Annotated in this window: 27 protein-coding genes; 6 read left to right on the forward strand and 21 right to left on the reverse strand. The window is 38.6% G+C overall.

The window, feature by feature from the left end; all coding sequences use genetic code 11:
• Window positions 1–452 precede the first annotated feature (452 nt).
• Window positions 453–596 (forward strand): Hok/Gef family protein, encoded by a 144-nt coding sequence (locus QSH13_RS15605; RefSeq protein WP_071788551.1) that lies wholly within the window; start codon window positions 453–455, stop codon window positions 594–596.
• A 72-nt stretch (window positions 597–668) separates the two neighbouring features.
• Here QSH13_RS15605 and alr read toward each other — a convergent pair whose 3' ends face one another.
• From alr to QSH13_RS15625, 4 genes are all read right to left on the reverse strand, one after another.
• A complete protein-coding gene (gene alr, locus QSH13_RS15610; protein ID WP_109396442.1) occupies window positions 669–1,892 on the reverse strand; it encodes an alanine racemase in 1,224 nt (407 codons plus the stop codon).
• 343 nt (window positions 1,893–2,235) lie between these two features.
• Complete coding sequence (gene ulaA, locus QSH13_RS15615) at window positions 2,236–3,492, reverse strand: PTS ascorbate transporter subunit IIC (RefSeq protein WP_006533327.1); 1,257 nt, start codon at window positions 3,490–3,492, stop codon at window positions 2,236–2,238.
• Between the two features lie 10 nt (window positions 3,493–3,502).
• Window positions 3,503–3,790, reverse strand: coding sequence for a PTS sugar transporter subunit IIB (locus QSH13_RS15620; protein WP_069367973.1), 288 nt, complete (start codon window positions 3,788–3,790; stop codon window positions 3,503–3,505).
• Between the two features lie 29 nt (window positions 3,791–3,819).
• Window positions 3,820–4,263, reverse strand: coding sequence for a PTS sugar transporter subunit IIA (locus QSH13_RS15625; RefSeq protein ID WP_109396441.1), 444 nt, complete (start codon window positions 4,261–4,263; stop codon window positions 3,820–3,822).
• A gap of 227 nt (window positions 4,264–4,490) precedes the next feature.
• Here QSH13_RS15625 and QSH13_RS15630 point away from each other — a divergent pair, with 227 nt between their 5' ends.
• Window positions 4,491–5,537, forward strand: a complete 1,047-nt coding sequence (locus QSH13_RS15630) for a LacI family DNA-binding transcriptional regulator (RefSeq protein WP_109396440.1) — start codon at window positions 4,491–4,493, stop codon at window positions 5,535–5,537.
• Here the strand turns inward: QSH13_RS15630 and yfcD are convergent.
• A complete protein-coding gene (gene yfcD / locus QSH13_RS15635) occupies window positions 5,534–6,076 on the reverse strand; it encodes an NUDIX hydrolase YfcD (protein ID WP_099073791.1) in 543 nt (180 codons plus the stop codon). The genes QSH13_RS15630 and yfcD overlap by 4 nt on opposite strands.
• A gap of 198 nt (window positions 6,077–6,274) precedes the next feature.
• On the opposite strand from yfcD, the gene QSH13_RS15640 reads away from it, so the two are divergent.
• Window positions 6,275–6,889 (forward strand): glutathione binding-like protein, encoded by a 615-nt coding sequence (locus tag QSH13_RS15640; protein WP_109396439.1) that lies wholly within the window; start codon window positions 6,275–6,277, stop codon window positions 6,887–6,889.
• Between the two features lie 66 nt (window positions 6,890–6,955).
• Window positions 6,956–7,861, forward strand: a complete 906-nt coding sequence (locus QSH13_RS15645) for a TIGR01777 family oxidoreductase (protein ID WP_109396438.1) — start codon at window positions 6,956–6,958, stop codon at window positions 7,859–7,861.
• A 113-nt stretch (window positions 7,862–7,974) separates the two neighbouring features.
• On the opposite strand, the gene QSH13_RS15650 is transcribed toward QSH13_RS15645, so the two are convergent.
• The 11 genes from QSH13_RS15650 to QSH13_RS15700 form a co-directional block, all read right to left on the reverse strand.
• Window positions 7,975–8,556 carry a UbiX family flavin prenyltransferase gene (locus QSH13_RS15650; protein WP_109396437.1) on the reverse strand — a complete coding sequence of 194 codons (582 nt, stop codon included), beginning with the start codon at window positions 8,554–8,556 and terminating at the stop codon, window positions 7,975–7,977.
• A 119-nt stretch (window positions 8,557–8,675) separates the two neighbouring features.
• Entirely contained in the window at window positions 8,676–10,193 is a 1,518-nt protein-coding gene (gene purF / locus QSH13_RS15655; RefSeq protein ID WP_109396436.1) for an amidophosphoribosyltransferase, read from the reverse strand.
• 30 nt (window positions 10,194–10,223) lie between these two features.
• The gene (gene cvpA / locus QSH13_RS15660) at window positions 10,224–10,715 is read right to left on the reverse strand and encodes a colicin V production protein (RefSeq protein ID WP_023581692.1); all 492 of its coding nucleotides are present in this window, start codon (window positions 10,713–10,715) and stop codon (window positions 10,224–10,226) included.
• Window positions 10,716–10,900: 185 nt separating this feature from the next.
• Window positions 10,901–11,551, reverse strand: coding sequence for a cell division protein DedD (gene dedD, locus QSH13_RS15665; RefSeq protein WP_196544383.1), 651 nt, complete (start codon window positions 11,549–11,551; stop codon window positions 10,901–10,903).
• Window positions 11,541–12,839, reverse strand: a complete 1,299-nt coding sequence (folC, locus tag QSH13_RS15670; protein WP_286039356.1) for a bifunctional tetrahydrofolate synthase/dihydrofolate synthase — start codon at window positions 12,837–12,839, stop codon at window positions 11,541–11,543. The genes dedD and folC overlap by 11 nt, the downstream gene beginning before the upstream one ends.
• Window positions 12,832–13,794 carry an acetyl-CoA carboxylase, carboxyltransferase subunit beta gene (gene accD / locus QSH13_RS15675; protein ID WP_072063195.1) on the reverse strand — a complete coding sequence of 321 codons (963 nt, stop codon included), beginning with the start codon at window positions 13,792–13,794 and terminating at the stop codon, window positions 12,832–12,834. Before accD ends, folC begins: the two co-directional genes overlap by 8 nt.
• A gap of 169 nt (window positions 13,795–13,963) precedes the next feature.
• The gene (locus QSH13_RS15680; protein WP_098942343.1) at window positions 13,964–14,665 is read right to left on the reverse strand and encodes a DedA family protein; all 702 of its coding nucleotides are present in this window, start codon (window positions 14,663–14,665) and stop codon (window positions 13,964–13,966) included.
• Window positions 14,666–14,689: 24 nt separating this feature from the next.
• Entirely contained in the window at window positions 14,690–15,574 is an 885-nt protein-coding gene (gene truA / locus QSH13_RS15685) for a tRNA pseudouridine(38-40) synthase TruA (protein ID WP_228407178.1), read from the reverse strand.
• Window positions 15,574–16,584 carry an aspartate-semialdehyde dehydrogenase gene (locus QSH13_RS15690; protein ID WP_109407163.1) on the reverse strand — a complete coding sequence of 337 codons (1,011 nt, stop codon included), beginning with the start codon at window positions 16,582–16,584 and terminating at the stop codon, window positions 15,574–15,576. The genes truA and QSH13_RS15690 overlap by 1 nt, the downstream gene beginning before the upstream one ends.
• A gap of 48 nt (window positions 16,585–16,632) precedes the next feature.
• Window positions 16,633–17,775: a 4-phosphoerythronate dehydrogenase PdxB gene (pdxB, locus tag QSH13_RS15695; RefSeq protein ID WP_109396432.1), complete on the reverse strand. Its 1,143-nt coding sequence runs from the start codon at window positions 17,773–17,775 to the stop codon at window positions 16,633–16,635.
• Window positions 17,776–17,924: 149 nt separating this feature from the next.
• The gene (locus QSH13_RS15700) at window positions 17,925–18,707 is read right to left on the reverse strand and encodes an AraC family transcriptional regulator (RefSeq protein WP_286039355.1); all 783 of its coding nucleotides are present in this window, start codon (window positions 18,705–18,707) and stop codon (window positions 17,925–17,927) included.
• 120 nt (window positions 18,708–18,827) lie between these two features.
• Here QSH13_RS15700 and QSH13_RS15705 point away from each other — a divergent pair, with 120 nt between their 5' ends.
• The gene (locus QSH13_RS15705) at window positions 18,828–19,748 is read left to right on the forward strand and encodes a DMT family transporter (RefSeq protein WP_109407165.1); all 921 of its coding nucleotides are present in this window, start codon (window positions 18,828–18,830) and stop codon (window positions 19,746–19,748) included.
• Between the two features lie 562 nt (window positions 19,749–20,310).
• Here the strand turns inward: QSH13_RS15705 and fabB are convergent.
• The gene (gene fabB / locus QSH13_RS15710; protein ID WP_109396430.1) at window positions 20,311–21,522 is read right to left on the reverse strand and encodes a beta-ketoacyl-ACP synthase I; all 1,212 of its coding nucleotides are present in this window, start codon (window positions 21,520–21,522) and stop codon (window positions 20,311–20,313) included.
• Between the two features lie 205 nt (window positions 21,523–21,727).
• Between fabB and mnmC the strand changes: the two genes are divergently transcribed.
• Window positions 21,728–23,776 (forward strand): bifunctional tRNA (5-methylaminomethyl-2-thiouridine)(34)-methyltransferase MnmC2/FAD-dependent 5-carboxymethylaminomethyl-2-thiouridine(34) oxidoreductase MnmC1, encoded by a 2,049-nt coding sequence (gene mnmC / locus QSH13_RS15715; RefSeq protein WP_109407166.1) that lies wholly within the window; start codon window positions 21,728–21,730, stop codon window positions 23,774–23,776.
• Between the two features lie 94 nt (window positions 23,777–23,870).
• Here mnmC and QSH13_RS15720 read toward each other — a convergent pair whose 3' ends face one another.
• The 4 genes from QSH13_RS15720 to QSH13_RS15735 all read right to left on the reverse strand — a co-directional run bounded on the left by QSH13_RS15720 (window position 23,871) and on the right by QSH13_RS15735 (window position 26,734).
• Window positions 23,871–24,419 carry a GNAT family N-acetyltransferase gene (locus QSH13_RS15720; protein WP_286039354.1) on the reverse strand — a complete coding sequence of 183 codons (549 nt, stop codon included), beginning with the start codon at window positions 24,417–24,419 and terminating at the stop codon, window positions 23,871–23,873.
• A 109-nt stretch (window positions 24,420–24,528) separates the two neighbouring features.
• Complete coding sequence (locus QSH13_RS15725) at window positions 24,529–25,425, reverse strand: hypothetical protein (RefSeq protein ID WP_109396427.1); 897 nt, start codon at window positions 25,423–25,425, stop codon at window positions 24,529–24,531.
• A gap of 328 nt (window positions 25,426–25,753) precedes the next feature.
• Window positions 25,754–26,026, reverse strand: a complete 273-nt coding sequence (locus QSH13_RS15730) for a YfcL family protein (RefSeq protein ID WP_006533359.1) — start codon at window positions 26,024–26,026, stop codon at window positions 25,754–25,756.
• Between the two features lie 153 nt (window positions 26,027–26,179).
• Window positions 26,180–26,734: an elongation factor P hydroxylase gene (locus tag QSH13_RS15735; protein ID WP_088495095.1), complete on the reverse strand. Its 555-nt coding sequence runs from the start codon at window positions 26,732–26,734 to the stop codon at window positions 26,180–26,182.
• Between the last annotated feature and the right edge of the window lie 18 nt (window positions 26,735–26,752).

Below are 26,752 nucleotides of genomic sequence, written 5' to 3' on the forward strand. Positions count from 1 at the left end.
ACGATTGAAACGCTCAGAGCCTACGTTCAGAGTCAGTCAACGTCTGATTGATCTTTAAAGCCCTGCGGGCTTTTCGCCTTATATCCCCGCTCGCATTGGGCGAGGGTTTACGGCGTTTTTCGCTAAAATCCGAAGCAATTTCAACACTCAACAACGTCAGTTCTGTCTCCTTTATAAAGGAATGTCAAGAGAAACCCCACCTATAAACACCCCACATAAAAAAAACTAACATATTGATTTTAATCGTTTATTTATATTGTTTTTATTCAAAAAAAGATAGGAATGAGGTCGATTTCTGTTAGTATGCAGGTGGGTGCTTGGATCATTTTGGTTCAAGCATTTGCGAGCGCCAAAAAGACGAAAGCCCCGAATTCTATTTTATTAAAATCCGAGGCAGTCTCAACGCCACACAACGTCGATTCTGTCTCCTTTAAAAAGGAGAGTCAAGAGAAATGACTAAATTTGCCCTGATAGGGCTGATTGCTGTCTGCATGACAGCACTGTGTTTATCATTACTTAGACATGAAAGATTATGCTCTTTCAATATTCGTAGTGGTCATACAGTAGTTCAAGCGACTTTATCTTGCGATAAATAGCTTTGTGGGGGAAAGTTCCCCCACAATTTCTCATGACACGTTGTTGCGTTTTGTGGTTACAAGCACCCTACTTTAATCCACTAATACCCGTTTGTTGGTTGCACCCCATAAAATCGACATCTCTGTAAATAGTGCACCACTAATATCTTCAACTTCTTCAGCGGTAATTTCACTATTACCTTGCTTACCAAAGAATACAACTTCATCCCCTGATTTGATATTTTTAAGATCGGTAATATCAACAATCACCGTATTCATTGACGTTTTACCTAAAACAGGCACACGTTGACCACCAATTAAAGCATGTCCTGCATTACTAAAAACGCGGCGATAGCCATCTGCATAACCAACAGGAATATTCGCTAGCACAGAGTCACGTTTTAATGTGTAAGTGCGGTCATAACCAACAGTATTGCCCTTAGGATAATAATTAATTGAAGCAATATTAGATTTAAACGTCATAACACGTTTGTAGTCTGTACTTGCAATTGTATCACCATAAAAAATTCCGCCTACACGCACCATATCTAGCCATGATTCAGGTACAGTAATTGTGGCAAACGTATTTGCCATATGCAGAGTGACATCTTGACGATTTAGCCCAGTAACTTCCAATACTTTTTGTGATTGCTGTTTAAAACGAGCTAGATCTTCTCTTACTTTATCAGCATCTTCTTCAGGATAATGAGACATTATGCCAACCACTTTTAAGTTAGCTAATTGGGCAATTTGCTTCGCCTCTTCAAGCCCTGCGTTGTTATTAACTTCTAACCCATTGCGAGACATTCCACCTGAATTTAAAGCTAAATGAATAGGAATAATTCTATTTTGTTGTTTAGCAATAGTATCTAATTTTTTAGCCATATCTAAGTTACCAATCAATTCTTCCACGTTGTAGCTTGTCGCCTGAGCCATTTCTTGCTCTGTGGCATTACGCACACGCATTAAACGACCTTGGAATCCTAGATCTCGAACTTCTTTTAGCTCTTGGTTATTCGTTACACCAATGCATTGCACATTATTTTCAATCATAACAGGTGCAACTAATGATAAATCATGACCATATGCATCGCCTTTTAACACCGCACAAAGAGAGGATTTATCACCTAACAGTGATTGGACTTTTTTCACATTAAAATCGAGCGCACTACGTGAGATTTCAATCCATGAATTATTCACGATTGCTGGTTGAACTTGAGCCGTTTCAGTCGCTGGTGGATTGTGATTAACTGGTTGTTGACAAGCAGTAATAATAAAAAGTGGTAACAACGCAAGATATCGAATACCGAAAGACATCTTCTTTTCCTTAGTGATTGTGATGATAAACCTATTTTTATAATTAGGTGCGAAAATATTCACAATGTGAATATTCACTCAGGATGATAGCATTATTATTCACAAAATAAACATATAAATTCATAAAAGTGAAATAGTGAAATAAGTGATAATGATGAGAGAAAGGGAAAGGAATTATAGGTGTAATTTCTGTAAAAATGCAGTTTATTCCTGAGCATATAAGGAACACGCTGCTCATATTCGATTGAATCTATATAGAAAATTTAAATACAGTATTTCTACAAAAAAATGCCCGACTAATTAAAAAGTCGGGCATCTAATAAAATTCTATTAATAAATATTATTAACGAACAATAATACCTAACAGGATACCAATAACACCAAAGTCTGCATCACTAAATGTGGTATTAGCAATACCGATATCGCCAAGTACTGGTAAAAGGAATACAGGTAAGAATGTAATTAATAAACCTTGAACAAAAGCGCCTAAAATTGCACCGCGACGTCCACCAGTTGCATTACCAAATACCCCTGCTGTTGCGCCCACAAAGAAATGAGGAACAACCCCCGGAATGATCACTGTCCAATCTAAGGCATACAGAATAAACATGCCAATAACACCGGCTGCAAAACTACTTAAAAAGCCTACTAATACGGCATTTGGTGCATAAGGAAATACTACTGGGCAATCTAACGCGGGTTTGGCATTAGGTACTAACTTATCTGAAATACCTTTAAATGCGGGAACAATTTCAGCAATAACCATACGCACACCTTGCAGAATAATATAAACCCCTGCTGCAAAGGTTATCGATTGCATCAATGAGAACATAAACCAGTTTTTACCACCACTGACTTCACGAACAAAAGTATCGCCCGCAAATAAACATGTAATGATAAAAATAATGCCCATAGTGAAAGCAATAGCTACGGGTGTATCACGTAAAAATAGTAGGCTTTTAGGAACATTCATCTCTTCTGTTGAATGCTCTTTATTACCAAATTTACTACCGATAAAACCAGCAACGACATAAGAAATAGTAGAGAAGTGCCCTAATGCAACATCATCGGAGCCAGTAATTTTTTTCATATAAGGATGTGCAATGGCTGGGAAAAACACCATTGAAATCCCAACAACTAATGAACCTACCGCAACTAATACTGTACCTTCTAAGCCCGCAGTTGCCAAAATAACCGCCACCATCATCGACATAAATAATGTATGGTGACCTGTTAAGAAAATAAATTTCCACGGCGTTAAACGTGCAATTAAGATATTAATCAACATGGCAAAAAACATAATTAATGCCATCTCTTTACCAAAGCTCTTTTGTGCAATAGAGACAATTGCCTCATTATTAGGCACAACGCCTTGAATACCGAATGCATGTTGGAAAATCGTTGAGAAATCACCCAGTGAGTTAATCACAAGACCAGCACCCGCACCTAAAATCACAAAACCCATAATGGTTTTTACGGTACCTTTAATACATTCTGTAACTGGTTTTTTTTGGGCAATTAAACCAATCAATGCGATCAAGCCGACTAAAATAGCTGGCTCTGAAAGCACATCACTCATTAGAAAGCGGAAAAAGTCCATGATAGGCTCCTTATAACGCGCCTAATTCACGTAACGCGACTGAAAGCTTCTCTTTCATCGCCACTTTATCAATCATGTTATCCAGTGAAACAACCTTTCCATTTACTGCTTGTGAATTAAGTTGCTCTGCAATATCACGCGTACCGACATAGATATCACTTGGTGTACCTTTTGCTGATCCCAGATCAACGTGATCGACTTCAGCATTTACAGAAAGATCTTTTAAAATGCTTTTGATGCTCATTTCCATCATTAAGCTACTACCTAAACCATTTCCACACACAACAGTAATTTTCATGATATTCCCCTTGGTAATTTAAATTGTTATTAATAGTTGTTGATAACAGATAAGACATCCACTTTGCTTTTCGCATTAAATAGCTTTTGAATATCTGTATCGTTATCAAAAAGTTCTGCTAATTTCATAATGGCATTAATATGGCTATCGTTATCTGTTGCAGCCAAAACAATCAGTAATTTCACTGGATCGTTTTCGTCTGCACCAAACTCAACACCTTGCTCAACAATAGTTAAAGCAAGTGAAAGTTGATTAACACCATCTTCGGGGCGCGCATGAGGCATAGCAATCCCAGGACCTAATACATAATATGGACCTATTTCCTCGTGTGATTTGTAGATTGCATCAATATAACGAGGTTCAATATAGCCTTTATCTATTAATGGCTGACACGCCACTTTTACAGCCTCTCGCCAATCACTAACGTTTGGGATCACTTGCACCACATCCGGTGTTAATAACGTTTTAAGCATATTTATAACCTCGATCAGACTCTCTTTGAGCTTTGTTATTAAGGATAGTAATCATTAATGGTAGCGCTATCTAGATAGATCATTCGTAATTGTGATAGCGCTATCATTTTAATGAAATGTTAATTGCAGAAAATGCCAACAATTGACACTGTATTGTTTCAGCATAATAGGAAGATTTCAGGTAGGATCTGCCGTTAATCAAATAGGCTAAGCAAGCATAATTACAGATGATCAAAACACGTAAGCGCCGAAATACAGGTCGCGTCACATTACAAGATGTCGCTAAACATGCAGGAGTCGGCTCAATGACCGTCTCTCGTGCATTGCGCACCCCTGAACTAGTTTCTGATAAATTACGAGAAAAAGTTAATCAAGCAGTAGAGGAACTTGGCTATATTCCTAATGCTTCGGCCGGTGCTTTGGCTTCAGCACAAAGTCATATTATTGCAGTCCTGTTGCCCTCTTTTACAGATAGAGCCAGTACAGATTTTATGCAGTCTTTACAACAAATACTCAATCGCCATCAGTATCAAATTTTAGTTGGTTGCTATGAACATCAACCTCATAAAGCCAATGATGTGATTAACATGCTATTGCAAAGTAATCCTGCTGCATTAGTTGCCTTTGGTTCACAGCTGAGCCCAACGCATTTTTTACATATTAGTAATGCCAATGTGCCTGTTGTCAGTGTTGCCAGTCAATCAGATGAGCAAGCGGCTATTAGTATTGATTGCTCTTATGAGCAAGCTGCATATGATTTAACAAACCATTTAGTCACTCAAGGAAAGCGTTGCATTGGTTATATTGGTGCGTTACAAGGGCAGCGCTCGCACCACCAGCAAATAACAGGTTGGTCACGTGCGTTACTTAAAAATTATTTAAATGCTGAGCAAAGTGTCACTACGCCAGATCCCGCGTCTATGGCATTCGGTCGGCAAGCATTAACGGAGATTTTATTGCGCCAACCGGAGCTAGATGCGGTTATTTGTAGTCATGAGAGCATTGCGCTGGGTATGATTTTTGAGTGTCAACGTCGATTGATTAAGATCCCTCAAGATCTGGCCATTGCTTGTTTAGAAGGCTCTGAAAATAGCGATCAGATCTCACCTTCCCTCACATCAATTCATTTTGATTATCACAAAATGGGAAAAGAAGCAGGAAAACATCTGATTGCACTTTTACATCGTTTAAAAGACGAAGATGATAACGCTATATTCGAAGATACCGTTATCAACTATGCTTATCGATTTGAGTTAGGGCAAAGCACCCCTTAGTCTACGGTTTCCCTACTTTCTAAACGTGTACTATTGTTACGCGTTAACCAAAGAGAAAGGGCTTTTAATGAATCAGGTGTGAATTCATCACAGCGTTCAGTAATTTCAGAGGGAGTTAGCCAACATACTTCCTCAATTTCTTCTGCTTGCAGAGCGAAAGGCCCATGAGAAACACAGCTAAACAAACTTCCCCATACACGACAACTTTCATCATCATAATAAAATTGACCATGCTCAGCAAATGGGACTCCAGCAATACCTAGCTCTTCTTCTGCTTCACGACGCGCACTTTCAAGTAAATTCTCACCTTGTTGAACCACACCACCCGCAGTAGCGTCTAACCAACCAGGGTAAAAATCTTTTATTTCAGTTCGACGTTGTGCCAAAATTTTTCCCATGCCATCATGAACAACGATGTAAGTTGCTCTATGTCTTAGATTTTCAGCTCGCATTTGTTGACGTGTTGCTTGTGCAACAACTTCATTTTTATCATCAACAATATCAACCCATTCAACCAATGCCGTCTTTTCTTGTTCCATCCTCAACAAACCTTTTTTAACCGATACTAAACGATCGTAATTTTTATCCTGAATATACCAAAATCACTATTTTTCACCACTACAATAATCATACGTGACTTATTTTATCCATCTTGCACTTTTTTGCTTTTTATGATGTTAGAAGGCAGACTGTGATTATGTTGTGTATTTAGTGCCTACTTTATTTTGGAGCTTTTAATGATTGACTTATATTATGCAGATACCCCAAATGGCCAAAAAATAACGCTTTTTCTTGAAGAAACAGGCATACCTTATCAGTTACATCGCATCGATATTAGTCAAGGCGATCAATTTAAACCTGAATTTTTAGCCATTTCGCCCAATAATAAAATTCCCGCAATTGTAGATAACTCACCTATTGATGGAGGTGAACCTATCTCTATTTTTGAATCAGGTGCTATTCTTATCTATCTAGCTGAAAAAAGTGGCAAACTACTCAGTCAACATTTACGAGAAAAAACAACACAACTACAGTGGCTGTTTTGGCAAGTAGGTGGATTTGGTCCGATGTTAGGACAAAATCACCACTTCACCCGTTATGCCACAGAAAAAGTCCCTTATGCAATTAAGCGTTATACTGAAGAAACACAACGTCTATATAGCGTATTAGAGAAACGATTAGCGCAATCACCTTATCTTGGTGGAAAAGAGTACAGCATTGCAGATATCGCTACATATACATGGGCTCGTTTGCACGATCACCACAATATTGATTTAACAAATTATCCTGCAATTAATAAATGGCTAAACAACATTAATCAGCGTCCAGCAACAAAAAAAATCTTTGGATAATATAATCAATTCATATATCAGGATGATATTTATTCTTTATCAAGCAAGCAGATCAGGAGGATTGTGATGAAAATACTTATCACTGGTGGTACAGGATTAATAGGCAAAGCACTAGTTTGTGAGCTAGCACTTGCCAATAATGACATTACGGTGCTTTCTCGTTCGCCTCAAAAAGTTTATTCGCATTTTTGTAATGAAATCACCTGTTGGACTCAACTCAACGATAAACAGGATCTCAATGAGTTTGATGCAGTTATTAATCTTGCTGGAGAGCCGATTGCTGATAATCGTTGGACACCTTCTCAAAAACAAAAGCTGGTTAATAGTCGTTGTCATTTAACCCAGAAATTGGTTGATTTGATTAATGCTAGCGACTCCCCACCCGCTGTTTTTATTTCTGGCTCAGCCGTCGGTTTTTATGGTGATCAAGGTGATACACGAGTCACAGAAGAGACACCTGCAAATCCTGAATTTACACATGAGCTTTGTGCAAAATGGGAGCGTATTGCGCTTGAAGCTCAAACACCATTAACTCGAGTTTGCTTGTTGCGTACAGGGATTGTACTTTCAACTCTCGGTGGCGCACTACCTAAAATGAGTAAACCCTTTAAATTAGGATTAGGTGGCAAATTGGGAAGTGGAAAACAATATATGCCGTGGATCCATATTGATGATATGGTCAGTGCAATTGTTTTCTTGCTTAAGACCCAAGATGCTAAAGGCGCTTTTAACTTAACAGCGCCTAACCCAGTACAAAATAAAGAGTTTACTCGCCTGTTAGGAAAAGCGTTTAATCGCCCAGCCTTAATGACAGTTCCTGAAAGTGTATTACGTCTAGTGATGGGAGAAAGTGCTACATTGGTGTTAGGTGGACAGCAAGCGATACCTGAAAAATTACTCAGTGCTGGCTTTGAATTTCGTTACCCACACTTAGAAGAGGCACTAAAAGATATTATTACCACAGGAAAATGATCTCTTTTTCTATTCTCAATAGTTGGAATAAATACTCTACTGAATAGATGCTCTAAATAATTCAAGATGCAACGTTGTTGACTACGTTGCATCTTGAACTATGACGAATATCTTTAGCGAGCAGGCTTATCCCCTTCCCACCGTTGAAATAAGTCATCAGGTAAATCAATCTCAAACTGATCAAGCACACGATTCACAGTTTGATTAACAATATCATCAATAGTTTTAGGCTGAAAATAGAATGCAGGTACAGGTGGCATAATAACAGCACCTAGTTCAGATGCTTGTGTCATCAATCGTAGATGCCCTAAATGAAGTGGTGTTTCACGCACACACAAGACTAGTTTACGCCCTTCTTTAAGTACAACATCTGCTGCACGAGTGACTAACGTATCTGTATAACTATGAACAATACCTGATAGACTTTTGATAGAGCAAGGTAATATGACCATTCCATTGACACGAAATGAACCAGAAGAGATAGATGCCCCAATATCGCGATCGTCATAAATCACATCCGCTAAAGCATAAATATCTTTCAGCGAATAATCGGTTTCTAATGAAATAGTACGGCGTGCAGCTTGGCTAATCACTAGATGGGTTTCAACTGATGGCACAGATTTTAGTATCTCTAATAAACGTATACCATAAATTGCACCGCTGGCGCCGGTTAGCCCAACTATCAGCTTTTTCATTATAATCCTCAGAATATATATCTTTATTAATCATTATGATGATTAACCCTCAAAAAACAAGCGTCGATGCAGAACACACTAGCATCGACGCTTTATAAGGGAGATATTTTACCGAAAAATTAGCCTTCGTTATAGATTTCCAAATTTTCTATTTCATTCTGATCACGGATCTTATGTTCATCATCACGACGTAGATTTTCTAAATAATCCAAATAATCTTGGTCAATATCTTTCGTAATATAAACACCGTCAAATACAGAACATTCAAACTGATTAATATCAGGATTCTCTTCTTGTACCGCAGCGATTAAATCAGTGAGATCTTGGAAAATAAGTCCATCAGCACCAATTAATTTACGAATTTCATCCACCTCACGTCCATGCGCAATAAGCTCATTGGCATTTGGCATATCAATGCCATACACATTCGGGAAGCGAACTTCTGGCGCAGCTGAAGCAAAATAGACTTTCTTCGCACCCGCTTCTCTTGCAAGTTCGACAATTTGCTCTGACGTTGTACCACGTACAATAGAATCATCAATCAACAGAACATTTTTATCACGAAATTCTGCGCGATTTGCATTCAGTTTACGTCTCACTGACTTACGGCGCTCTTGCTGACCTGGCATAATAAAAGTACGACCAACATAGCGATTTTTGACAAAACCTTGGCGATAAGGTTTATTGAGAATATGCGCAATTTCTAAGGCAATATCGCAAGATGTTTCAGGAATGGGGATCACAACATCAATCTGTAAATCATCCCACTCTTTGGCAATTTTAGCGCCTAATTTCTGCCCCATACGTAAACGTGCATTATAAACCGAAATTTTATCGATAAAGGAATCAGGGCGAGCAAAATAAACATACTCAAATAAACAAGGAATTAACTGCGGATTTTCGGCACATTGGCGAGTAAACAGTTGCCCTTGCTCTGTGATATAAATCGCCTCACCCGGCGCAACATCACGTAAGAATTCAAAACCTAAAGTATCAAGCGCAACACTTTCAGATGCGACCATATATTCATGGCGACCATCATCTAAAGTACGTTTACCCAATACTAACGGACGGATACCAAAAGGATCACGAAAAGCCAGTAAACCGTGACCGATGATCAAAGCAACACAAGCATAAGCACCGCGGAGTTTTTTATGCATTGCTGCAACGGCTGCAAAAATATTATCAGGCTCAAGCGGGAAATGGTCAAAACGGTCTAATTCATATGCCAATACATTAAGCAGGATTTCAGAATCAGAGGTGGTATTGATATGGCGACGCGCTGTTTCAAATAATTGGCGACGTAATAAATGCGCATTGGTTAAATTACCATTATGCGCCAACGTAATACCAAAAGGGGAATTCACATAAAAAGGCTGCGCTTCTGATGCACTAGAACTACCCGCTGTTGGATAACGGACATGCCCTATCCCGATAGTACCTTTTAAACGCAACATATGACGGGTTTCGAACACATCTTTAACCAGTCCGTTTGCTTTACGAAGACGGAAACCATTGTTACCGTCTATCGTTGCAATGCCTGCTGCATCTTGACCTCGGTGTTGTAACACCGTTAACGCATCATAAATTGATTGGTTTACTGGATTAGCTCCAGCGATACCGACAATACCGCACATGAATAGATCCTCATCAGCCAGACGGAGAGGTTATATTCTCTCCGACACGAAACTTGACGCATTTTGTAGGTAGTCAAAGAACCACCTAATAATATGGTTGAATTGAGGAATAAGTTCAGAACGTTGCCAATCAGCGCTATCTGCCATAGGCGTAAACGCGCCTAAAACAAAAAGTAATGCTGAAACTATCAGCACGCCTCTTAAAGCCCCGAAACAGACCCCCAATACACGATCTGTACCTGATAACCCTGTGCGTTGAACAAGAGAGCTAATCACATAATTCACTACAGCACCGACAATCAGTGTCGCAATAAATAACGTGACTATTGCAATCCCGTTACGAACCAGCTCATCTTCAAACCGGGTAAAATAGACGGCAAGATAAGGATAAAACTGACTAGCAACAAAGAAACCACAACCCCAGGTGATGAGTGACAATGCTTCACGAACAAAGCCACGGATCAGGCTGACTAATGCGGAAAAACCAATAATGGCAATGATGGCGTAATCTATCCAGACCATAAATTTTTTATCCAATAATGATGCTCCGCATTAATACGGAAGCATTCTAACAGAAAACGAAAACGTTTGCGTAATGCTAATTTTCGCTAATTTCAAAATAATTTACGGCGATATGAAAAATCATAATCGCCGCAATAAGTTAACGCTTTGTTACATCACTCATCTGATGACTCGTTTAGAAAAAATTAAGGCTTATATGCTCTTACCTCACCTTGTAACCCAGTAAGCTCTTTTAAATGAGGCAAAATAGCCTGTAATTCTGACTTAGATGCACTAGGACCAATGTAAATTCGAGTTACTTGTCCTGCAACTGGGCGAGCGGGTACGGTATATACTGGATAACCTGAGAAATGCATTTTCGCAATAATTTCTTCTACCTTCGCCGCATTTTTCAACGCACCCAATTGAACAACCCAAGCCTCACCTTTTGGTGGCTTAGTTTCTTGCACTGGCGGTGTGGATGGTTGTACCGGTGGCGTAACCACAGCAGGAGGCTCTGGTGTAGGGGTTGGTTGTGGTGATGGTTCTACTGGTGTAACAGGTACAACAGCAGGTGATTCAGGGGTTGTAACGGCAGGTTGCTCAACGCCAGTCACTGCTTCAGAAATCATACCTTCAGATGCACCTTCTGATGGAGTCGAAGGCACAGAGGTTTGCTCTATCGGGGCGATAGATTCTATTTCTTGCTCATCACCTGGTTTGGGTACTAAAGGAATAGAGGCGAACTGGTCTTCGTTATATTTCTTATCGCCGTCGAGTAGAGCAGGTAAAAAAATAACCCCTACTGCCACCAATACAACGGCACCGACTAAGCGATTTTGAAATTTACTTGCCACCCACACGCTCCTTTTCCAAAAGTTCCATTACATGTGCGACTGTATGAAATGAACCACAAACCACAACAATATCGTTAGGTGCAGCATCAGAGATGGCTTGTTGCCATGCATTTTCAACACTATCGAATACCATTGGTTTCTCAAGATGCTGAGCTAACACCTCAGCAGAAGCACCACGAAATTCATTAAGTGGAGCAACATACCAATGATCAGCTAATGGTGTTAAGCACGCTAATGTTCCTGCAATATCTTTATCGCCCAGCATACCAACAACAATACGTACTTGAGTATCAGATTTTTTCGGTAATTGTGATAATTTTTCCGCTAAATATCCTGCAGCATGAGGATTATGAGCCACATCAAAGATAACCAGAGGATGTTGCGAAATTACCTGAAAACGCCCCGGCAATTGAGCACGAGACATACCTTCAACAATACTGTGCTGTGTTATTGCTTGGCTGATTTTATCATCAGATTGGAGTAAGCAACGAATAACACCCATTGCAGTTGCAGCATTGGCTAGCGGAATATTAGGGATTGGTAATGCATCAAATTCACAGTCAACACAATGCCAATGCCAATGCTCACCTTCAATAGCAAAAGACCAATCTGCTCCTCGGCGAAAAAGCTTAGCTTGTTTTTCATTAGCAACTTGGGCTATGGAATGAGGCATATCCGGTTCACCTACAACAGCATAGTGATTGGATCGAAAAATACCAGCTTTCTCGTGACCAATATGCTCCCTATCGGCACCTAACCAATCAGTATGATCGAGGGCAATACTTGTAATAGCAGCAACGTCCGCATCAACGATATTTGTCGCATCTAACCGACCACCTAATCCTACTTCAAGAATAACGACATCAAGTTGTGCTTGTTGAAATAACTTCAGCGCAGCTAAAGTGCCATATTCAAAAAAGGTCAGCGAAATATCGCCTCTAGCTTGTTCAATTTCTGCAAAAACTTCGCAAAAAGCACTTTCGGAGAGCTCTTTGCCTTGGATACGAACGCGTTCTGTATAACGAACAAGATGAGGGGAACTATAAACGCCGACTTTCAATCCTGATGCCATCAAGATTGACTCTAGCATATGACAGGTTGTGCCTTTTCCATTTGTACCTGAGACAGTAATTACCTTAGGTGCGGGACGTAACACGTTTAATACTTTTCCTACCTTGCCTACTCGCTCTAACCCCATATCAATGGCACTGGAGTGTAAGTGTTCAAGATAAGAAAGCCACACCGACAAAGGCGATGTGGCTTTAGGAGCAGTTATGATATTAGACATCTTCTTTTTTATTCGTTTCGATGTTAATTTCTGGCTCGTTGTCTGTAGACTCAATTTCATCAGCAATCATTTCTTCACTAATGATTTCATCTTCATCTTCGACTAAATCATACTGAGTCAGCTTAGCCAGTAATTCAGCTAGCTCATCACGCATTTCAGGGCGGCGAATAATCATATCAATCGCCCCTTTTTCTAACAGAAACTCACTACGCTGGAAACCAGCAGGTAGTTTTTCACGTACTGTTTGTTCGATAACACGAGGACCAGCAAAACCAATTAGTGCTTTAGGTTCAGCAACGTTGATATCACCTAACATTGCAAGACTTGCAGAAACACCGCCCATTGTAGGGTCTGTCATGACGGAAATATAAGGTAAGCCACGCTCCTGCATTTTTGCTAATGCTGCACTCGTTTTTGCCATTTGCATTAATGACATCAGCGCTTCTTGCATACGAGCGCCACCACTTGCAGAGAAGCAAACTAATGGACAGTTATCTTCTAGTGCTTGTTCAACAGCACGAACAAAACGAGCCCCCACAACAGAAGCCATTGAACCACCCATAAACGCAAATTCAAAGGATGCAGCAACAACTGGCATCTTTTTCAGCGTTCCTTTCATAACAACTAATGCATCTTTTTCTTGCGTTTGTTTTTGAGCAGCACTAATTCTGTCTTTATATTTTTTAGAGTCGCGGAATTTTAGAATATCTTTAGGTTCTAATTCGCTACCTAATTCTGTAGTGCTTCCTGTATCAAGGAAAGTCTCAAGGCGACGGCGCGCTGAAATGCGCATATGGTGATCACATTTAGGGCAAACCTCTAAATTACGCTCTAATTCTGCGCGATAGAGTACCTGCCCACAGCTGTCACATTTAGTCCATACTCCTTCTGGAATATTGGCTTTACGTGAACTTGTGATAGTGCTTTTGTTTAGAATTTTTTCAATCCAGCTCATTAATGGACCTTTTCGTCTGAATCTGACCTTCGCCAGTAAAATTATTGTTAGCGTATCAACCACAATACACTGGCTGTGTGGTTAGCAAAGTTTATGATGATACCGCTTACTGAATTTCAGCGCATCTCTTTATTATGGCTATTCTACGGCAAAAACTTGTGATAACTGCTCAAACCTCTTTGTTATCACTTTCTTTCTTCGCTTTTGCACTCGCTCTGCGATGGCGTAAGATCTCAATAACGCCCGGTAAAATAGAAATAACAATAATGGCAACAATTAGCAATTTTAAGTTCTTTTGAACTATATCTAAGTCACCAAAAAAGTATCCTGCATAAGTAAATAGCAGTACCCATACAATTGCCCCAGTAACATTATAAAAGGCAAAGTGACGATATGACATTTTACCCATTCCTGCAACGAATGGTGCAAAAGTTCGGATAATCGGCACAAATCTTGCCAAAATTATTGCTTTACCACCATGCTTTTCATAAAAAGCATGGGTTTTATCTAGATATTCACGACGGAAAATCTTTGAATCGGGCTTACTAAATAGTTTTTCACCAAAAAGTCGCCCAATAGAATAGTTAACAGCATCCCCTAAAATGGCAGCACAAAGTAGCAGTAAAACAATAATATGAACATTCACATCATTAGTTTCTAGTGAAGCTAAAGCGCCAGCAACAAATAATAAGGAGTCTCCGGGTAAGAAAGGCGTTACCACCAACCCTGTTTCACAAAAAACAATCAGAAACAAAATGGCATAGACCCATGTACCATATTGTGCAACAAGCTCCGCTAAATGCGCATCAATATGTAAAATAAAATCAATTAGAAACTTAATTAAATCAACAAATTGTGTTAATATTTCCATAAATCCTCAGAAAACTGGGTGTCTTTATGATTGAGATATTTCAATAGGATTATCCGCTAAAAATAGTGGACCCATTGCAGGTTTTGGTAATTCAAAATGATCAGGATAATCGACAGAGACTAAATACAATCCATTCGCTTTAGCTGTTGCTGCCGCTTTAGTTCTGTCTTTTAAAGCTAATAATTCAGCCATCCAAGTAATATCCTGATTGCCACACCCTATTTCTAAAAGGCTGCCAACAATATTTCTCACCATATGATGAACAAATGCATTCGCTTTAATATCCACAACAACATAGTCACCATATCGAGAAACATTGACATGCATAACATTACGCCATGGCGTTCGCGATTGACATTGAACCGCTCTAAAAGAAGTAAAATCGTTTTCACCAAGTAAACATTGCGCAGCTTGGTGCATACGTTCAGCATCTAAAGGATAATGAAAATGTGTCACTCCAGATGACAAAATAGCAGGACGATAACGATGATTAAAAATCACATAGCGATAACGTCTTGCCGTTGCGCTAAAGCGAGCATGAAAATCATCAGACACAGTTTTGACCCAACGTACAGCAATATCCGCCGGTAAATGAGTATTAACCCCCATAGTCCATGCGGGATCTTTGCGGTGCGCAGTTGTTTCAAAATGGACAACTTGCCCCGTTGCATGGACGCCAGCATCAGTTCTTCCCGCACAAAACACAGATATAGGCTCATTAGCCACCTGTGAAAGAGCTTTTTCTAACCGTTCTTGCACACTGCGCACTTCATTTTGGCGTTGCCAGCCATAATAGCGGCTACCATCATATTCAACGCCTAAAGCAATTTTGATTGTTGTGCTTTCAGAAGTAACCGCTGACTTAGTCAAGGGTTGTTCTGTCACTTCAGCACTCACTTGCGCATTCATTAGTAAAACTGCTCCTGCACTAATTGCTCTGCCACTTCAACAGCCATTAATGCCCCACCAAAGCGCACGTTATCTGCTACTGACCAAAATTGTAAAGCTTCTGGCATACCATAATCATTACGGAAACAGCCTAAATTTAAACTCACATTACCAGATGCATCAGTGACTTGAGTTGGAAAGTCATTTTCATCACTGATATTAAGATCTTCATTTTCTTGTAATGTTTCACGCGCTTCATCACTTCCCATTGGACGTGACGTTTCTAATTGTACTGACTGTGCATTACCATAGAAAACAGGCGCTTGCAGTGTAGAAACAGAAATTGGCAAGCCTTCATCTTGTAAAATTTTACGAATTTGATCAACCATACGACGCTCTTCTTGTATAGAGCCTTCGTCATCAACCATTAAAGGTAAAATGTTAAATGCTAACTGCTTATTAAAACGACCTAATTCAGGAGGAATACCGTTAAGTAAACGAGCACTTTGCCCTGCCAGTTCATCTACGGCTTGTTTTCCAAAACGGGAAACAGACATTAAATTTGTCACGCTAAGACGCGTTAAACCCGCTGATTCTGTTAATGGATTAATAGCACGTAATAATTGGCTCACCATGCTATCAGCAATAGAAACAATATTACGAGTACGATATTCCGCTAGCATTGCACTGTTCACACCGGGAACAACCAACGGCACATCCCAATCCATTGCAAAGATGCCACTACAATCAATAACAATACAGCCAGCATCAGCTGCTTGTTGTGCGTATTGCGCACTGATTTCTGTTGGCGCGGCAAAAAAAGCCAACTGAATATCAGCCCACTCGATATTGTTAATACCTTGAACTGCAACACTTTTACTGTTTACACGCACGGATTTCCCAATGCTATCTTCACTTGCGATTGCAGTTAATTCACCAATGGGAAATTCACGCTCTTGTAGCAGTTCTAAAATCGCTTCACCAACAGCGCCTGTTGCACCAACAACTGCAATATTCCAACCTTCTCCCATAAGATATCCTCCAATACCATAAAATTTTCAAAATAATATTTTGCTTTATTATTTGTGTGTAGCACTTTTATATGTCGCACTAAAGCCAATTGCATTTAATGTATCAACCGTGATTTGATTATCACAAATGACGTGCAATGAAGACCACTCACGGCGTACAGGATAAAATTTGCGTAATTTGTCAAATTCTCCTTTTATTCCTGCCACTTTTCGTAATGGTGCATCATCACGACGCACATCATAAACAAGATGAATAAGTTGCTTTAAAAGTGTTTGTGTTAACTCACCTTGTACTGAAATAGTGGAAATAGTAGGTGCTGGCAATAATGTGGATAATTCAACTTTTTGAGGCTGCCCAATAAAATCACAATAAGCTTCAAAAACTTGAGTTGTTCCACGCGCCTTACCTTCTAAGGTATAACCTGCAATATGTGGTGTTGCGATATCGACTTTATTTAATAACTCAATAGAGAGATCTGGTTCTGGCTCCCAAACATCCAATACAACGCGTAAGGATTTACCTTTCTCAAGTACAGACAATAATGCTTGATTATCAATAACCTCGCCACGACTCGCATTAATTAAAATACGTCCTTCAGGTAATTTTTCGAGGTTGCTCTCATTAATTAAATGATAACTTTTGTATAAGCCTGATTTATTGAGAGGTGTATGGAAAGTTAGAATATCTGCTTTTTCTAACAATGTTTCCAATGGATAAAACGCTTCATCATCACCATTATCTGCTCTTGGTGGATCGCAAAGTAAAACATTTACTCCCAATGCACGAAGGCGTGTTGCTAATCGACCACCCACATTTCCCACACCAACAATACCGACAACTTTATCAGTTAATTGAAAGTTATCTTGCTCTGCTAGCATCATCAGTGCCGAAAATACATACTCAACGACCGCAATAGCATTACAGCCAGGGGCTGATGAAAAACCAATTTGTTGCTGTTCTAACCATGCAATATCGACATGATCGAAACCCGCAGTCGCCGTTCCAACAAATTTCACTGGCTTGCCTGATAATAAGGATTCATTGACTTTAGTAATTGATCTCACCATTAAGGCATCAGAATCATTAAGCTCATCAGTAGGTAATGGGCGACCAGAAACAGCTTTTACCTCACCTAATTGGCGGAAAAGTTGTTCCGCATAAGGCATATTTTCATCAACCAGAATTTTCACGGTGTTATCTCACTGATTTGGTATTTATATGTGTAAACAATCAATCGAAAAATAAAATTAAGCGGCCTATTTTGCCACTTATTCACCGCAAAGCCTATTATTGACAGTAAAATCCGCCTAGATTTTAAGTAAATAAATGAAAAGAAAGCTTAACAATTGGGTAACCGACGAAAACGTTCGGGTGTTGTACCAGCAAATTGTTGAAACATCGCAATAAAAGAAGATGAAGAGCTATATCCCACATCAAATGCAATTTCATTCACACTTTTTCCTTGCTCTAGTAAAGAAATTGCATGTAAAAAGCGTAGACGCTTACGCCATTCACTAAATGACATACCTAATTCTTGTTGGCAACGACGGGAGAGTGTTCTTTCTGAGGTATAACGCTTTTTAGCCCACTCTTCTAACGATGTATTATCAGCCGGATCCTGCTCTAATGCAGAAAGTATTGGGGCGAGTAGTTTATCTTTAGAAGAAGGTAAGTAAGTATGATGAATCGGCGAAATTTTAAGTTGATCTATCAACACTTGCGCTAAGCGAAAATCTTCTTCTGTTTGTGGTTTACACACACTACGATGAAAAAAATCGGAAAATATCGTTGAAAAAATAGCACTTAATTGAATTAAGCACGGTTTATCTAACAAACCTTCACACCAACTTGGTGAAATATCTAACACTTTAAAAGAGAGTGTCTTTTTATTGTAGCTAGCATGCCCTACATTTTTAGGTATCCATACACTAAACTCTGGTGGCGCTAAAAACCGCTGTCCTCCTGCTTCTAAATCCATGACACCAGAAATCACATACAATAACTGACCAAAATCATGTTGATGATAAACAAACTCAGTTTCAGCTAATAGTTGCTCATCACGAAATCGTACCGTATCTGGATCAGACAATAACCATTGCATTTTCTGTTGTTCAATTGTCATCGTTATGTTGTCCTCTTGTCATATTGTCTTTATTGGTCTATCTGTTGTCTGGTTTTCATTATATATACCTAATCAGACAGGCTTACAATAGCGACCTGGTTTAAAATAGATGTGAGAACAATGAAAAACGCAATTTTTCCGCTTTTAGCGGTGTTAATCTGGTCCATTAATGCAGTCGTCAATAAAGCAGCAGCGTCTGTTATTGATCCTGCTGCAATCTCTTTTTATCGTTGGTTCCTCGCCTTTTTAATTATGACACCTTTTTTGATAATGCCTGTTTGGCATCATCGTAAAACCGTCAAGCAATATTGGTGGAAGTTATTTATTCTTGGTGCATTAGGGATGGTGATGTACCAAAGTTTAGCTTATTATGCGGCTCATTATGTTAGTGCGACATTTATGGGGATCCTAAACTCTCTCATTCCATTATTAACCGTAATTATCAGTATTTTTGTTTTACGTGTTGTACCTACGGTTGGTATTGTTTTAGGCACAGTGCTTTCAATTAGTGGCTTAGTTTGGTTAATTAGTCGTGGCGACCCCTCTCAGTTACTTTCCCAAGGCTTGGGTTATGGTGAACTGATGATGTTTATAGCTTCGGCGTCATACGCTCTTTATGGTGTATTAACAAAACGATGGTCAATTACACTCCCTAACTGGCAATCACTTTATGTGCAAATTGGATTTGGCGTTCTGTTATTATTGCCAAACTTCTTTCTTGCTGAAAGTGTTGCATTAACAAAAGATAATATTGGATTGGTTATCTTTGCTGGTATCGGAGCTTCTATTCTTGCACCTTATTTGTGGATTTTAGGTGTGATGAAATTAGGTGCAAATACAACCTCTATTTTTATGAACCTAATGCCATTATTTACTGCAATGATTGCTATCGCACTTCTTGGTGAAGAAATGCATAGTTATCACTTAGTGGGTGGGGGTATTGTGTTACTGGGTGTACTCTTAGTGCAACAACTGAGAACACCACTGAATTTCCGACGTCAGTCTGCTCAGAAAAAAGCAGATTGTCATCAGGAGATGTGAGTCAATGTTAAAAAGACAACAATAAAAAAACGCCGGCTAAATTCTTAGCCGGTCCATTCATAATGTTAGGTTTAATAAATAAAACTGACACAAGAAATCAAAGTATAAAATATAAAGTAATACAAGTATCCGAAGCAAACATTACCAACTTTTATATTAAATAGCTCCTACTTATTTGTAATAAAATAACCCAGATCAATTTTTTTGCGCTCTTTTTGTCTTATTCAACTTTTCTATTCATCTAACTCCATATAAAACAAAACATTTAATGATTTTGAGTAAATTTAAATTAAACGATTGAAATAAAATGAACAGACTTTATCTTTCTTCATATAAACAACATATTAACAAAATCGTCTATTTAATTAGAGTGATAAAATGAGCAACTATTAAGAAATGTATTTTTTAGCATTATTTATATAAAGTTTTTTAACGATTTTTATTAGAAATAATATCTTTATTAGAATAAAAAATTATTTTACATAGTAAAATTCAAATAAAAAAAACAGACCCCATTAAAAATGAAGTCTGCTTTTTAATAAGAAAATATAAGTATATCTAACTATTTTTTATATTTACTCATAACTAATGAAGCATTTGTACCACCAAAACCAAAGCTATTTGACATTACCGTCTCTAGCTTCTGTTCTGTTGGTTGAGTGATGATATTCATACCCTTTGCTTTATCATCTAATTCTTCAATATTGATGCTTGGCGCAATAAATCCATGCTCTAACATCAGTAGGCTATAAATTGCTTCATGCACACCAGCAGCACCTAATGAGTGGCCAGTCATTGCTTTTGTTGCTGAAATAGCTGGTGTATGCGAACCAAACACTTCCGTGATAGCTTCAAGCTCTTTTAGATCGCCAACTGGCGTTGAAGTACCGTGTGTATTGATATAATCAACTTTCTCAATACCTTGCATTGCCATTTGCATACAACGTACAGCGCCTTCACCTGAAGGTGCAACCATATCTGCACCATCAGACGTTGCACCATAACCTACGACTTCACCATAGATATGAGCACCACGCGCTAATGCGTGTTCTAACTCCTCAACAACCACAATACCGCCACCGCCAGCGATAACAAAACCATCACGGTTTTTATCGTAAGTACGAGAAGCTTTGGTTGGGGTTTCGTTATATTTAGTTGAAAGTGCACCCATTGCGTCAAATTCGCAAGTCATTTCCCAACTTAACTCTTCACCACCACCAGCAAATACAACATCTTGTTTGCCTAACTGGATAAGTTCAACGGCATGACCAATACAGTGTGCTGATGTTGAACAAGCAGAACTGATTGAATAGTTAACACCTTTAATTTTGAAAGGGGTTGCTAAACAAGCCGAAACACCCGATGCCATTGCACGAGTTACCATATAAGGACCTACGCCACGTAGACCTTTTGCTCTCATGCCATCAGAACCTTGAACTTGGTTACGTGGCGAACCACCACCAGAACCAACGACTAAGCCAGAACGAATATTAGAAACTTGGTCTTCTGTCAGACCTGAATCAGCTATCGCCTCTTGCATAGATAAATAGGCATAAACCGATGCGTCGCTCATAAAACGGCGGATTTTACGGTCAATAAGACCTTCAGTATCAAGCTTAACGTTGCCCCAAATGTGGCTACGAAGCCCCATCTCTTTAAATTCTTCTGAGAAAGTTATCCCGGAACGACCTTCTTTTAAAGAATCCAGCACTTCTTTCTGGTTATTACCAATGCTCGAAACAATACCCAGACCCGTGATCACTGCGCGCTTCATTCATACCTCTTTACAATAATAGTTGTAGCTGCGGGATTTCTGAGTAGCACTTTAGCGTACAGTTGTACGCCGAACAAGTCCGATCAGGATCTTTTTTACAAAAATAGAGATAAGCCGATAAAACACTTTCCCCTTTAAGGCTGGCACAAGCCACCTAACGGCGCTAAGATATTGGTTAATTTTTTCGAGAAATACAGGCAGTTCCGTGAATAATAGCCCGATAAATACTGCGTCTTTAAGTTGGAATGAACTTGGTACGCCTATCTCTGAACAATTTGGCGATATTTACTTTTCAAACCAAGATGGTCTAGAAGAAACTCGACATGTATTCTTACATGGAAATCATTTTCCATCACGTTTTGGTACACATGTACGCTCTGAATGCGTTATCGCAGAAACAGGGTTTGGCACAGGACTGAATTTTCTTACTCTTTGGCAAGCATTTGAGCAGTTTCGTCAAACAACACCTGATGCAAAACTACAACGTTTGCATTATGTCAGTTTTGAAAAATTTCCACTCACTAAAGAAGATTTACACGCTGCCCATAGTCACTGGCATGAACTCGAAAAATATTCACAAGAGTTATGCTCTCAATGGCCTAAACCTATTGCTGGTTGTCACCGCATTATTCTTGCTGATGGGACAATTACCCTCGATTTATGGTTTGGCGATATCAACACCTTATTGCCCCAAACTCGCCAAACACTACATAACAAAATTGATGCTTGGTTCCTTGATGGTTTTGCACCCTCTAAAAATCCACAAATGTGGAGTGAAACGCTCTTCCAAGCTATGGCTGATTCAATGCGTGAAAACGGCACGTTCGCTACTTTTACCGTTGCCGGTTTTGTTAGACGTGGACTACAACGTGTTGGTTTTGAAATTAAAAAAGTAAAAGGTTTTGGTGAGAAAAGAGAGATGCTCACGGGATTATTTCCTCATTCACCATCAACCGAGTTTGTTCCTTACTATGCACGACCTAGCGCCACTGAACACAAGGATATTGCAATTATTGGTGGTGGAATTGCCAGTGCATTAATGGCGCTTTCTTGCCTAAGAAGGGGTGCTAATGTCACCTTATATTGTGAAGACAAACAACCAGCGACCAATGCATCAGGTAATCGACAAGGTGTGTTATACCCTTTGTTAAATGGCAAATCAGACGAGATAGAACAGTTTTTTACGGCGGCATTCTTATTTGCACGTCGTACTTATGACAATCTAAGTCAAGCTGGCATTGCATTCTCTCATCAATGGTCTGGTGTTGCTCAGCTTATTTATAATGAAAGAATACGAAAAAAAGCAGAACGGATAATCAATCACTCCGTGCCATTTAACGAATTAGCTCGTTATCTTTCTCAAGATAAAATAAATACCCTTTGTGGATTAGATATTAACTACGAAGGACTTTTTTACCCTCAAGCGGGTTGGCTGTCTCCCACAGAGCTAACAACTCAAGTGCTGAAATATGCTCAACAATTAGGCCTAAAGCTACAATTTAATCATCAGGTTACCCAGATAAATGCACAAGATACTTTTTGGTGCTTAAATATCACTCACCACAATGAACAACATGTCACACATTCTCAATCAAAACATGATTGCATTATTTTAGCGAATGGACATCGAATTACAGACTTTACCCAATGTGAGAAATTACCTATTAGCGCAGTTCGAGGGCAAGTCAGTCATATCCCAACAACCGAAAATTTATCAAAACTCGGCACTGTTTTATGTTACGACGGTTATTTTACTCCTGTTGATCCTAAAGATAATTTGCATTGTGTCGGAGCGAGTTTTCGTCGTGATAAATTAGATTTAGAAATATCGCGTCAAGAACAAGAAGATAATCAATGGCATCTCACTCACTGTTTATCTGAAGCTAAATGGACTCAAGATATTGATTTTAGCCAAAATCTGGCGCGTGTGGGCATTCGTTGTACTATTCGAGATCATCTTCCACTATTAGGTGAGGTGCCTGACTTTGAGCGATTAGTTGTAGAATATAAGCACCTAGATAGATTTAAGCGTAGAAGAAAGATCCCTTCATTAGCTCCCGCTTTTCATCAGCTCTATGTTTTTAGCGCATTAGGCTCACGAGGTTTATGTTCAGCACCTTTATCAGCCGAAATTCTTGCAAGCCAAATTTTTGATGAACCTTTTCCAGTTGAAGATAATGTGTTGAATGCCTTACACCCTAATCGTTTTTGGGTAAGAGCATTACTGCGAGGAAAATCGATTGAAGTAAAATAAATGTCTAAGCAACCGACTTGGGTTGCTTGGCTCGCTTATTTTGCTTTTTGTTTCACTCATTGTGAGATCCAACATCATCACATGCTAAAAGAAGCTAAAGCTCAAACTTCATCGCACAGCGCATTTCTTTTACAAATCCCCCGCTTTCAACTTCATCATCTAAGATTTCTTGCAAAGAATGAGGAATTTCACTTTCGGGTAAAATAGAAAAACCTAATCGCTGATAATACGGTGCATTCCAAGGTACATGACGAAAGGTTGTCAACGTAACCGCATCAAACTTATGTAAGTTGGCTTCATCTTTGACTTTTTGAATAAGTAATTTACCAATTCCCCTATTTTGCCAGTCTTGACTCACTGAGAGTTCATGAATAAATAAGCTGTTTGGTAAAGGTGTTGTCATAATAAAACCAACCGGCTCATTATCACTATTAACCGCAACCCAATGCCCTTTATGGTTAATAAAGGCTAAATGTTTTTCAACACTTTGTACGCCACTTTCACTTATCCAACTTAAATCTTCTAAGGTGCTAAATAATTGCCCTGCTGATTGCTCGATAGCAGGTAATTTAATTGCATCATCAATTTGTGTGGGACGAAGGGTAATATCGTTATTTTTTATTTTGGTTTGTGTTATTGTCATCGAGATTTCCAGTTATGTTCTTATTCTTTAGTGACTTAAATACGTTAAAAAAAGCCACCCGATTGGATGGCTTATAATTGCATTAAATAGCTTTTACTCTTTGAATACCTTACTCTTTAGGTAATATACCGTAAGATTGAAACTTACCACTCTCTTTCATAAAATGATTATAATATTTGTTGTCTTCTACAGAGTCTTTCACCACTCTATTAGCATACGCGCTAGAGACAGCAAGTGTCGCCTTATAAAGTTTATCTTTTAATGCGTTATGGATCTTTGGATCATTACTTTCTTTAATTTGATTTAATAATGAAACTAGCTCTTCTGCATCGGCTTGAATATCAGGATCGGTAAATTCGGCTGTCGGTAACATATAGTCTAAATCAAGATTAACAGAATCATTATATTCATCTTCTTGAGTAAACGGAGCTAGATCTTTACTGTATTCCGCCGAAATATATTTAATAAATTCAGGTTTATCAAAGCATTTATTTTTTATGCTACCGTCATTATTTTTATTACGGGTGCGAATTTCATTAGGAAATGGCTCACCTAAAGCATAAGTACACTGAAAAACATTACCATCAATTAATGTGGCATTAGTACTACGCACTGGAAGTTCAAATTCATAGCCATTAATAATAACTGGGTAATCAACAGGTTTAAATTGCTCTGTTTTTCCCTTTACAGCATAAACTTCAGAAAGAGTGTAATACATAAAATTATCAGGATTTAATATGCCACCATTATTGTTGTCATAAACCATAAATCGAGCATTATTACCGGCGCTATCTGTTAAATTATGCTCACCTGGAGGCAGCGTTATGTAACCATTTTTACCCGGCTCAACCTGATATTCTTTACCATCGACGCTAAAACTGATGGCTTTCTCGCTTGGATTACTGTAATAAAACTTATTTTTTTTATTATCTAAATCAAATTGATCACAAGCAGATAAAAATAAAACAGCGCTAGTCAACAGACCTATTTTAAAGAAATTTTTCATCGTATCGTTATCCTTATCATAAATATTCTATGCAAATCATTTGCATCCCGAGAAACATTCCTAAAAAACATTTAAAAGTAATTTTACAGAAATGGCAAGGAGTTACAAAAGATAGCACTATTATGCTTAATCAATGAGAGATACATCGACTTTGAAAAATCAAATAAAAACAATTGATAAATAGTGAAGATCAATTTTTGTATAAAAACCAATCTAATTCAACAGCAAATATCTTAAATATAACTTAAAGACCGTGATTTTAATAAAATATTAAGAAAGAAAAAAACAACCGATTTATGCCGGTTGTTCTCTTAGTCGACATGCAAAATTAATTAATTGAGTTAACTAAATCATGCCATGTAGATAAAACTAATGCTTGATCTGGAGGTGAAAGCTCTCCTGCTTTTATCGCCTTTTGAATGCTCTCTTCTACACGCGCTCTTAACGCTTCTAACTGGGTGTTATTTTCTTGCTCTAGTTCAGCAATAGCCAGTGTAATGTGGCCTTGTAAATACCCGCCTGCAAATAACTCATCGTCAGTAGCATGCTCAACACGGCTATCAATTTTATCTAATAAGTACGCTTCATACTCAGAAAGCATTATTTATCCTCAATATATAATGTTGCTATCTCTTCTATTTACCTTGTATTAGCAAAGCATAAATATGTGTGTTCCAGCAACCTTACTACTTCAGACTCCACCCTATTGGGTAAAACCTTCACAGTGGATAGGCGATAGTGATTCTCGCAATCCCTAATTAACTAAAGGATTTTCCTGATAAGGAAACATCTCTTCCGTTAGCTCTGGAGTATTGTAAAACAAATGTAACGCATTAATAAATAGCTGAGCACGAGGTGGGGTGTTTTTATCTCGTAAATAAGCGAGAACTTGTTCTCTCACTTTATTTCTAAATTCATAACGATCAGGTTCAAAGTTACCCTCTAAATTGTCACAACTAACATTAAAAGGATAACCAGCAGCTTGGCAGAATAACCAATCTAATGCTTGAGGTTTAATTTCTACAACTTCGAACTGCCCTTGTGTCGTTTCATCTCGCCCATCTGGGCAATACCAGTAACCATAATCAACTTGTTGCCGACGAGCCTCTCCGGCGATACACCAATGTGATATTTCATGTAATGCACTGGCATAAAAACCATGAGCAAAAATAATTTGATGATAAGGTGTCTCTTCATTTGCAGGCAAATAAATTGGCTCATCATCCCCTTTAACTAAACGGGTTTGGAAACTTTCGCTAAAACATTGATTAAAGATATCAATTAACTGTTGATAATGATGTGCTGACATTTAAAAAACCATCTGTTC

It is taken from the genome of Proteus faecis (assembly GCF_030286765.1).
Lineage (GTDB): Bacteria > Pseudomonadota > Gammaproteobacteria > Enterobacterales > Enterobacteriaceae > Proteus > Proteus faecis.

Bases quoted from the DNA above. Each gene is read 5' to 3' on its own strand.
- QSH13_RS15605 (WP_071788551.1), top strand. From the start codon at position 453: ATGACTAAATTTGCCCTGATAGGGCTGATTGCTGTCTGCATGACAGCA.
- alr (WP_109396442.1), bottom strand. From the start codon at position 1,892: ATGTCTTTCGGTATTCGATATCTTGCGTTGTTACCACTTTTTATTATT.
- ulaA (WP_006533327.1), bottom strand. From the start codon at position 3,492: ATGGACTTTTTCCGCTTTCTAATGAGTGATGTGCTTTCAGAGCCAGCT.
- QSH13_RS15620 (WP_069367973.1), bottom strand. From the start codon at position 3,790: ATGAAAATTACTGTTGTGTGTGGAAATGGTTTAGGTAGTAGCTTAATG.
- QSH13_RS15625 (WP_109396441.1), bottom strand. From the start codon at position 4,263: ATGCTTAAAACGTTATTAACACCGGATGTGGTGCAAGTGATCCCAAAC.
- QSH13_RS15630 (WP_109396440.1), top strand. From the start codon at position 4,491: ATGATCAAAACACGTAAGCGCCGAAATACAGGTCGCGTCACATTACAA.
- yfcD (WP_099073791.1), bottom strand. From the start codon at position 6,076: ATGGAACAAGAAAAGACGGCATTGGTTGAATGGGTTGATATTGTTGAT.
- QSH13_RS15640 (WP_109396439.1), top strand. From the start codon at position 6,275: ATGATTGACTTATATTATGCAGATACCCCAAATGGCCAAAAAATAACG.
- QSH13_RS15645 (WP_109396438.1), top strand. From the start codon at position 6,956: ATGAAAATACTTATCACTGGTGGTACAGGATTAATAGGCAAAGCACTA.
- QSH13_RS15650 (WP_109396437.1), bottom strand. From the start codon at position 8,556: ATGAAAAAGCTGATAGTTGGGCTAACCGGCGCCAGCGGTGCAATTTAT.
- purF (WP_109396436.1), bottom strand. From the start codon at position 10,193: ATGTGCGGTATTGTCGGTATCGCTGGAGCTAATCCAGTAAACCAATCA.
- cvpA (WP_023581692.1), bottom strand. From the start codon at position 10,715: ATGGTCTGGATAGATTACGCCATCATTGCCATTATTGGTTTTTCCGCA.
- folC (WP_286039356.1), bottom strand. From the start codon at position 12,839: ATGTCTAATATCATAACTGCTCCTAAAGCCACATCGCCTTTGTCGGTG.
- accD (WP_072063195.1), bottom strand. From the start codon at position 13,794: ATGAGCTGGATTGAAAAAATTCTAAACAAAAGCACTATCACAAGTTCA.
- QSH13_RS15680 (WP_098942343.1), bottom strand. From the start codon at position 14,665: ATGGAAATATTAACACAATTTGTTGATTTAATTAAGTTTCTAATTGAT.
- truA (WP_228407178.1), bottom strand. From the start codon at position 15,574: ATGAATGCGCAAGTGAGTGCTGAAGTGACAGAACAACCCTTGACTAAG.
- QSH13_RS15690 (WP_109407163.1), bottom strand. From the start codon at position 16,584: ATGGGAGAAGGTTGGAATATTGCAGTTGTTGGTGCAACAGGCGCTGTT.
- QSH13_RS15700 (WP_286039355.1), bottom strand. From the start codon at position 18,707: ATGACAATTGAACAACAGAAAATGCAATGGTTATTGTCTGATCCAGAT.
- QSH13_RS15705 (WP_109407165.1), top strand. From the start codon at position 18,828: ATGAAAAACGCAATTTTTCCGCTTTTAGCGGTGTTAATCTGGTCCATT.
- fabB (WP_109396430.1), bottom strand. From the start codon at position 21,522: ATGAAGCGCGCAGTGATCACGGGTCTGGGTATTGTTTCGAGCATTGGT.
- QSH13_RS15720 (WP_286039354.1), bottom strand. From the start codon at position 24,419: ATGACAATAACACAAACCAAAATAAAAAATAACGATATTACCCTTCGT.
- QSH13_RS15725 (WP_109396427.1), bottom strand. From the start codon at position 25,425: ATGAAAAATTTCTTTAAAATAGGTCTGTTGACTAGCGCTGTTTTATTT.
- QSH13_RS15730 (WP_006533359.1), bottom strand. From the start codon at position 26,026: ATGCTTTCTGAGTATGAAGCGTACTTATTAGATAAAATTGATAGCCGT.
- QSH13_RS15735 (WP_088495095.1), bottom strand. From the start codon at position 26,734: ATGTCAGCACATCATTATCAACAGTTAATTGATATCTTTAATCAATGT.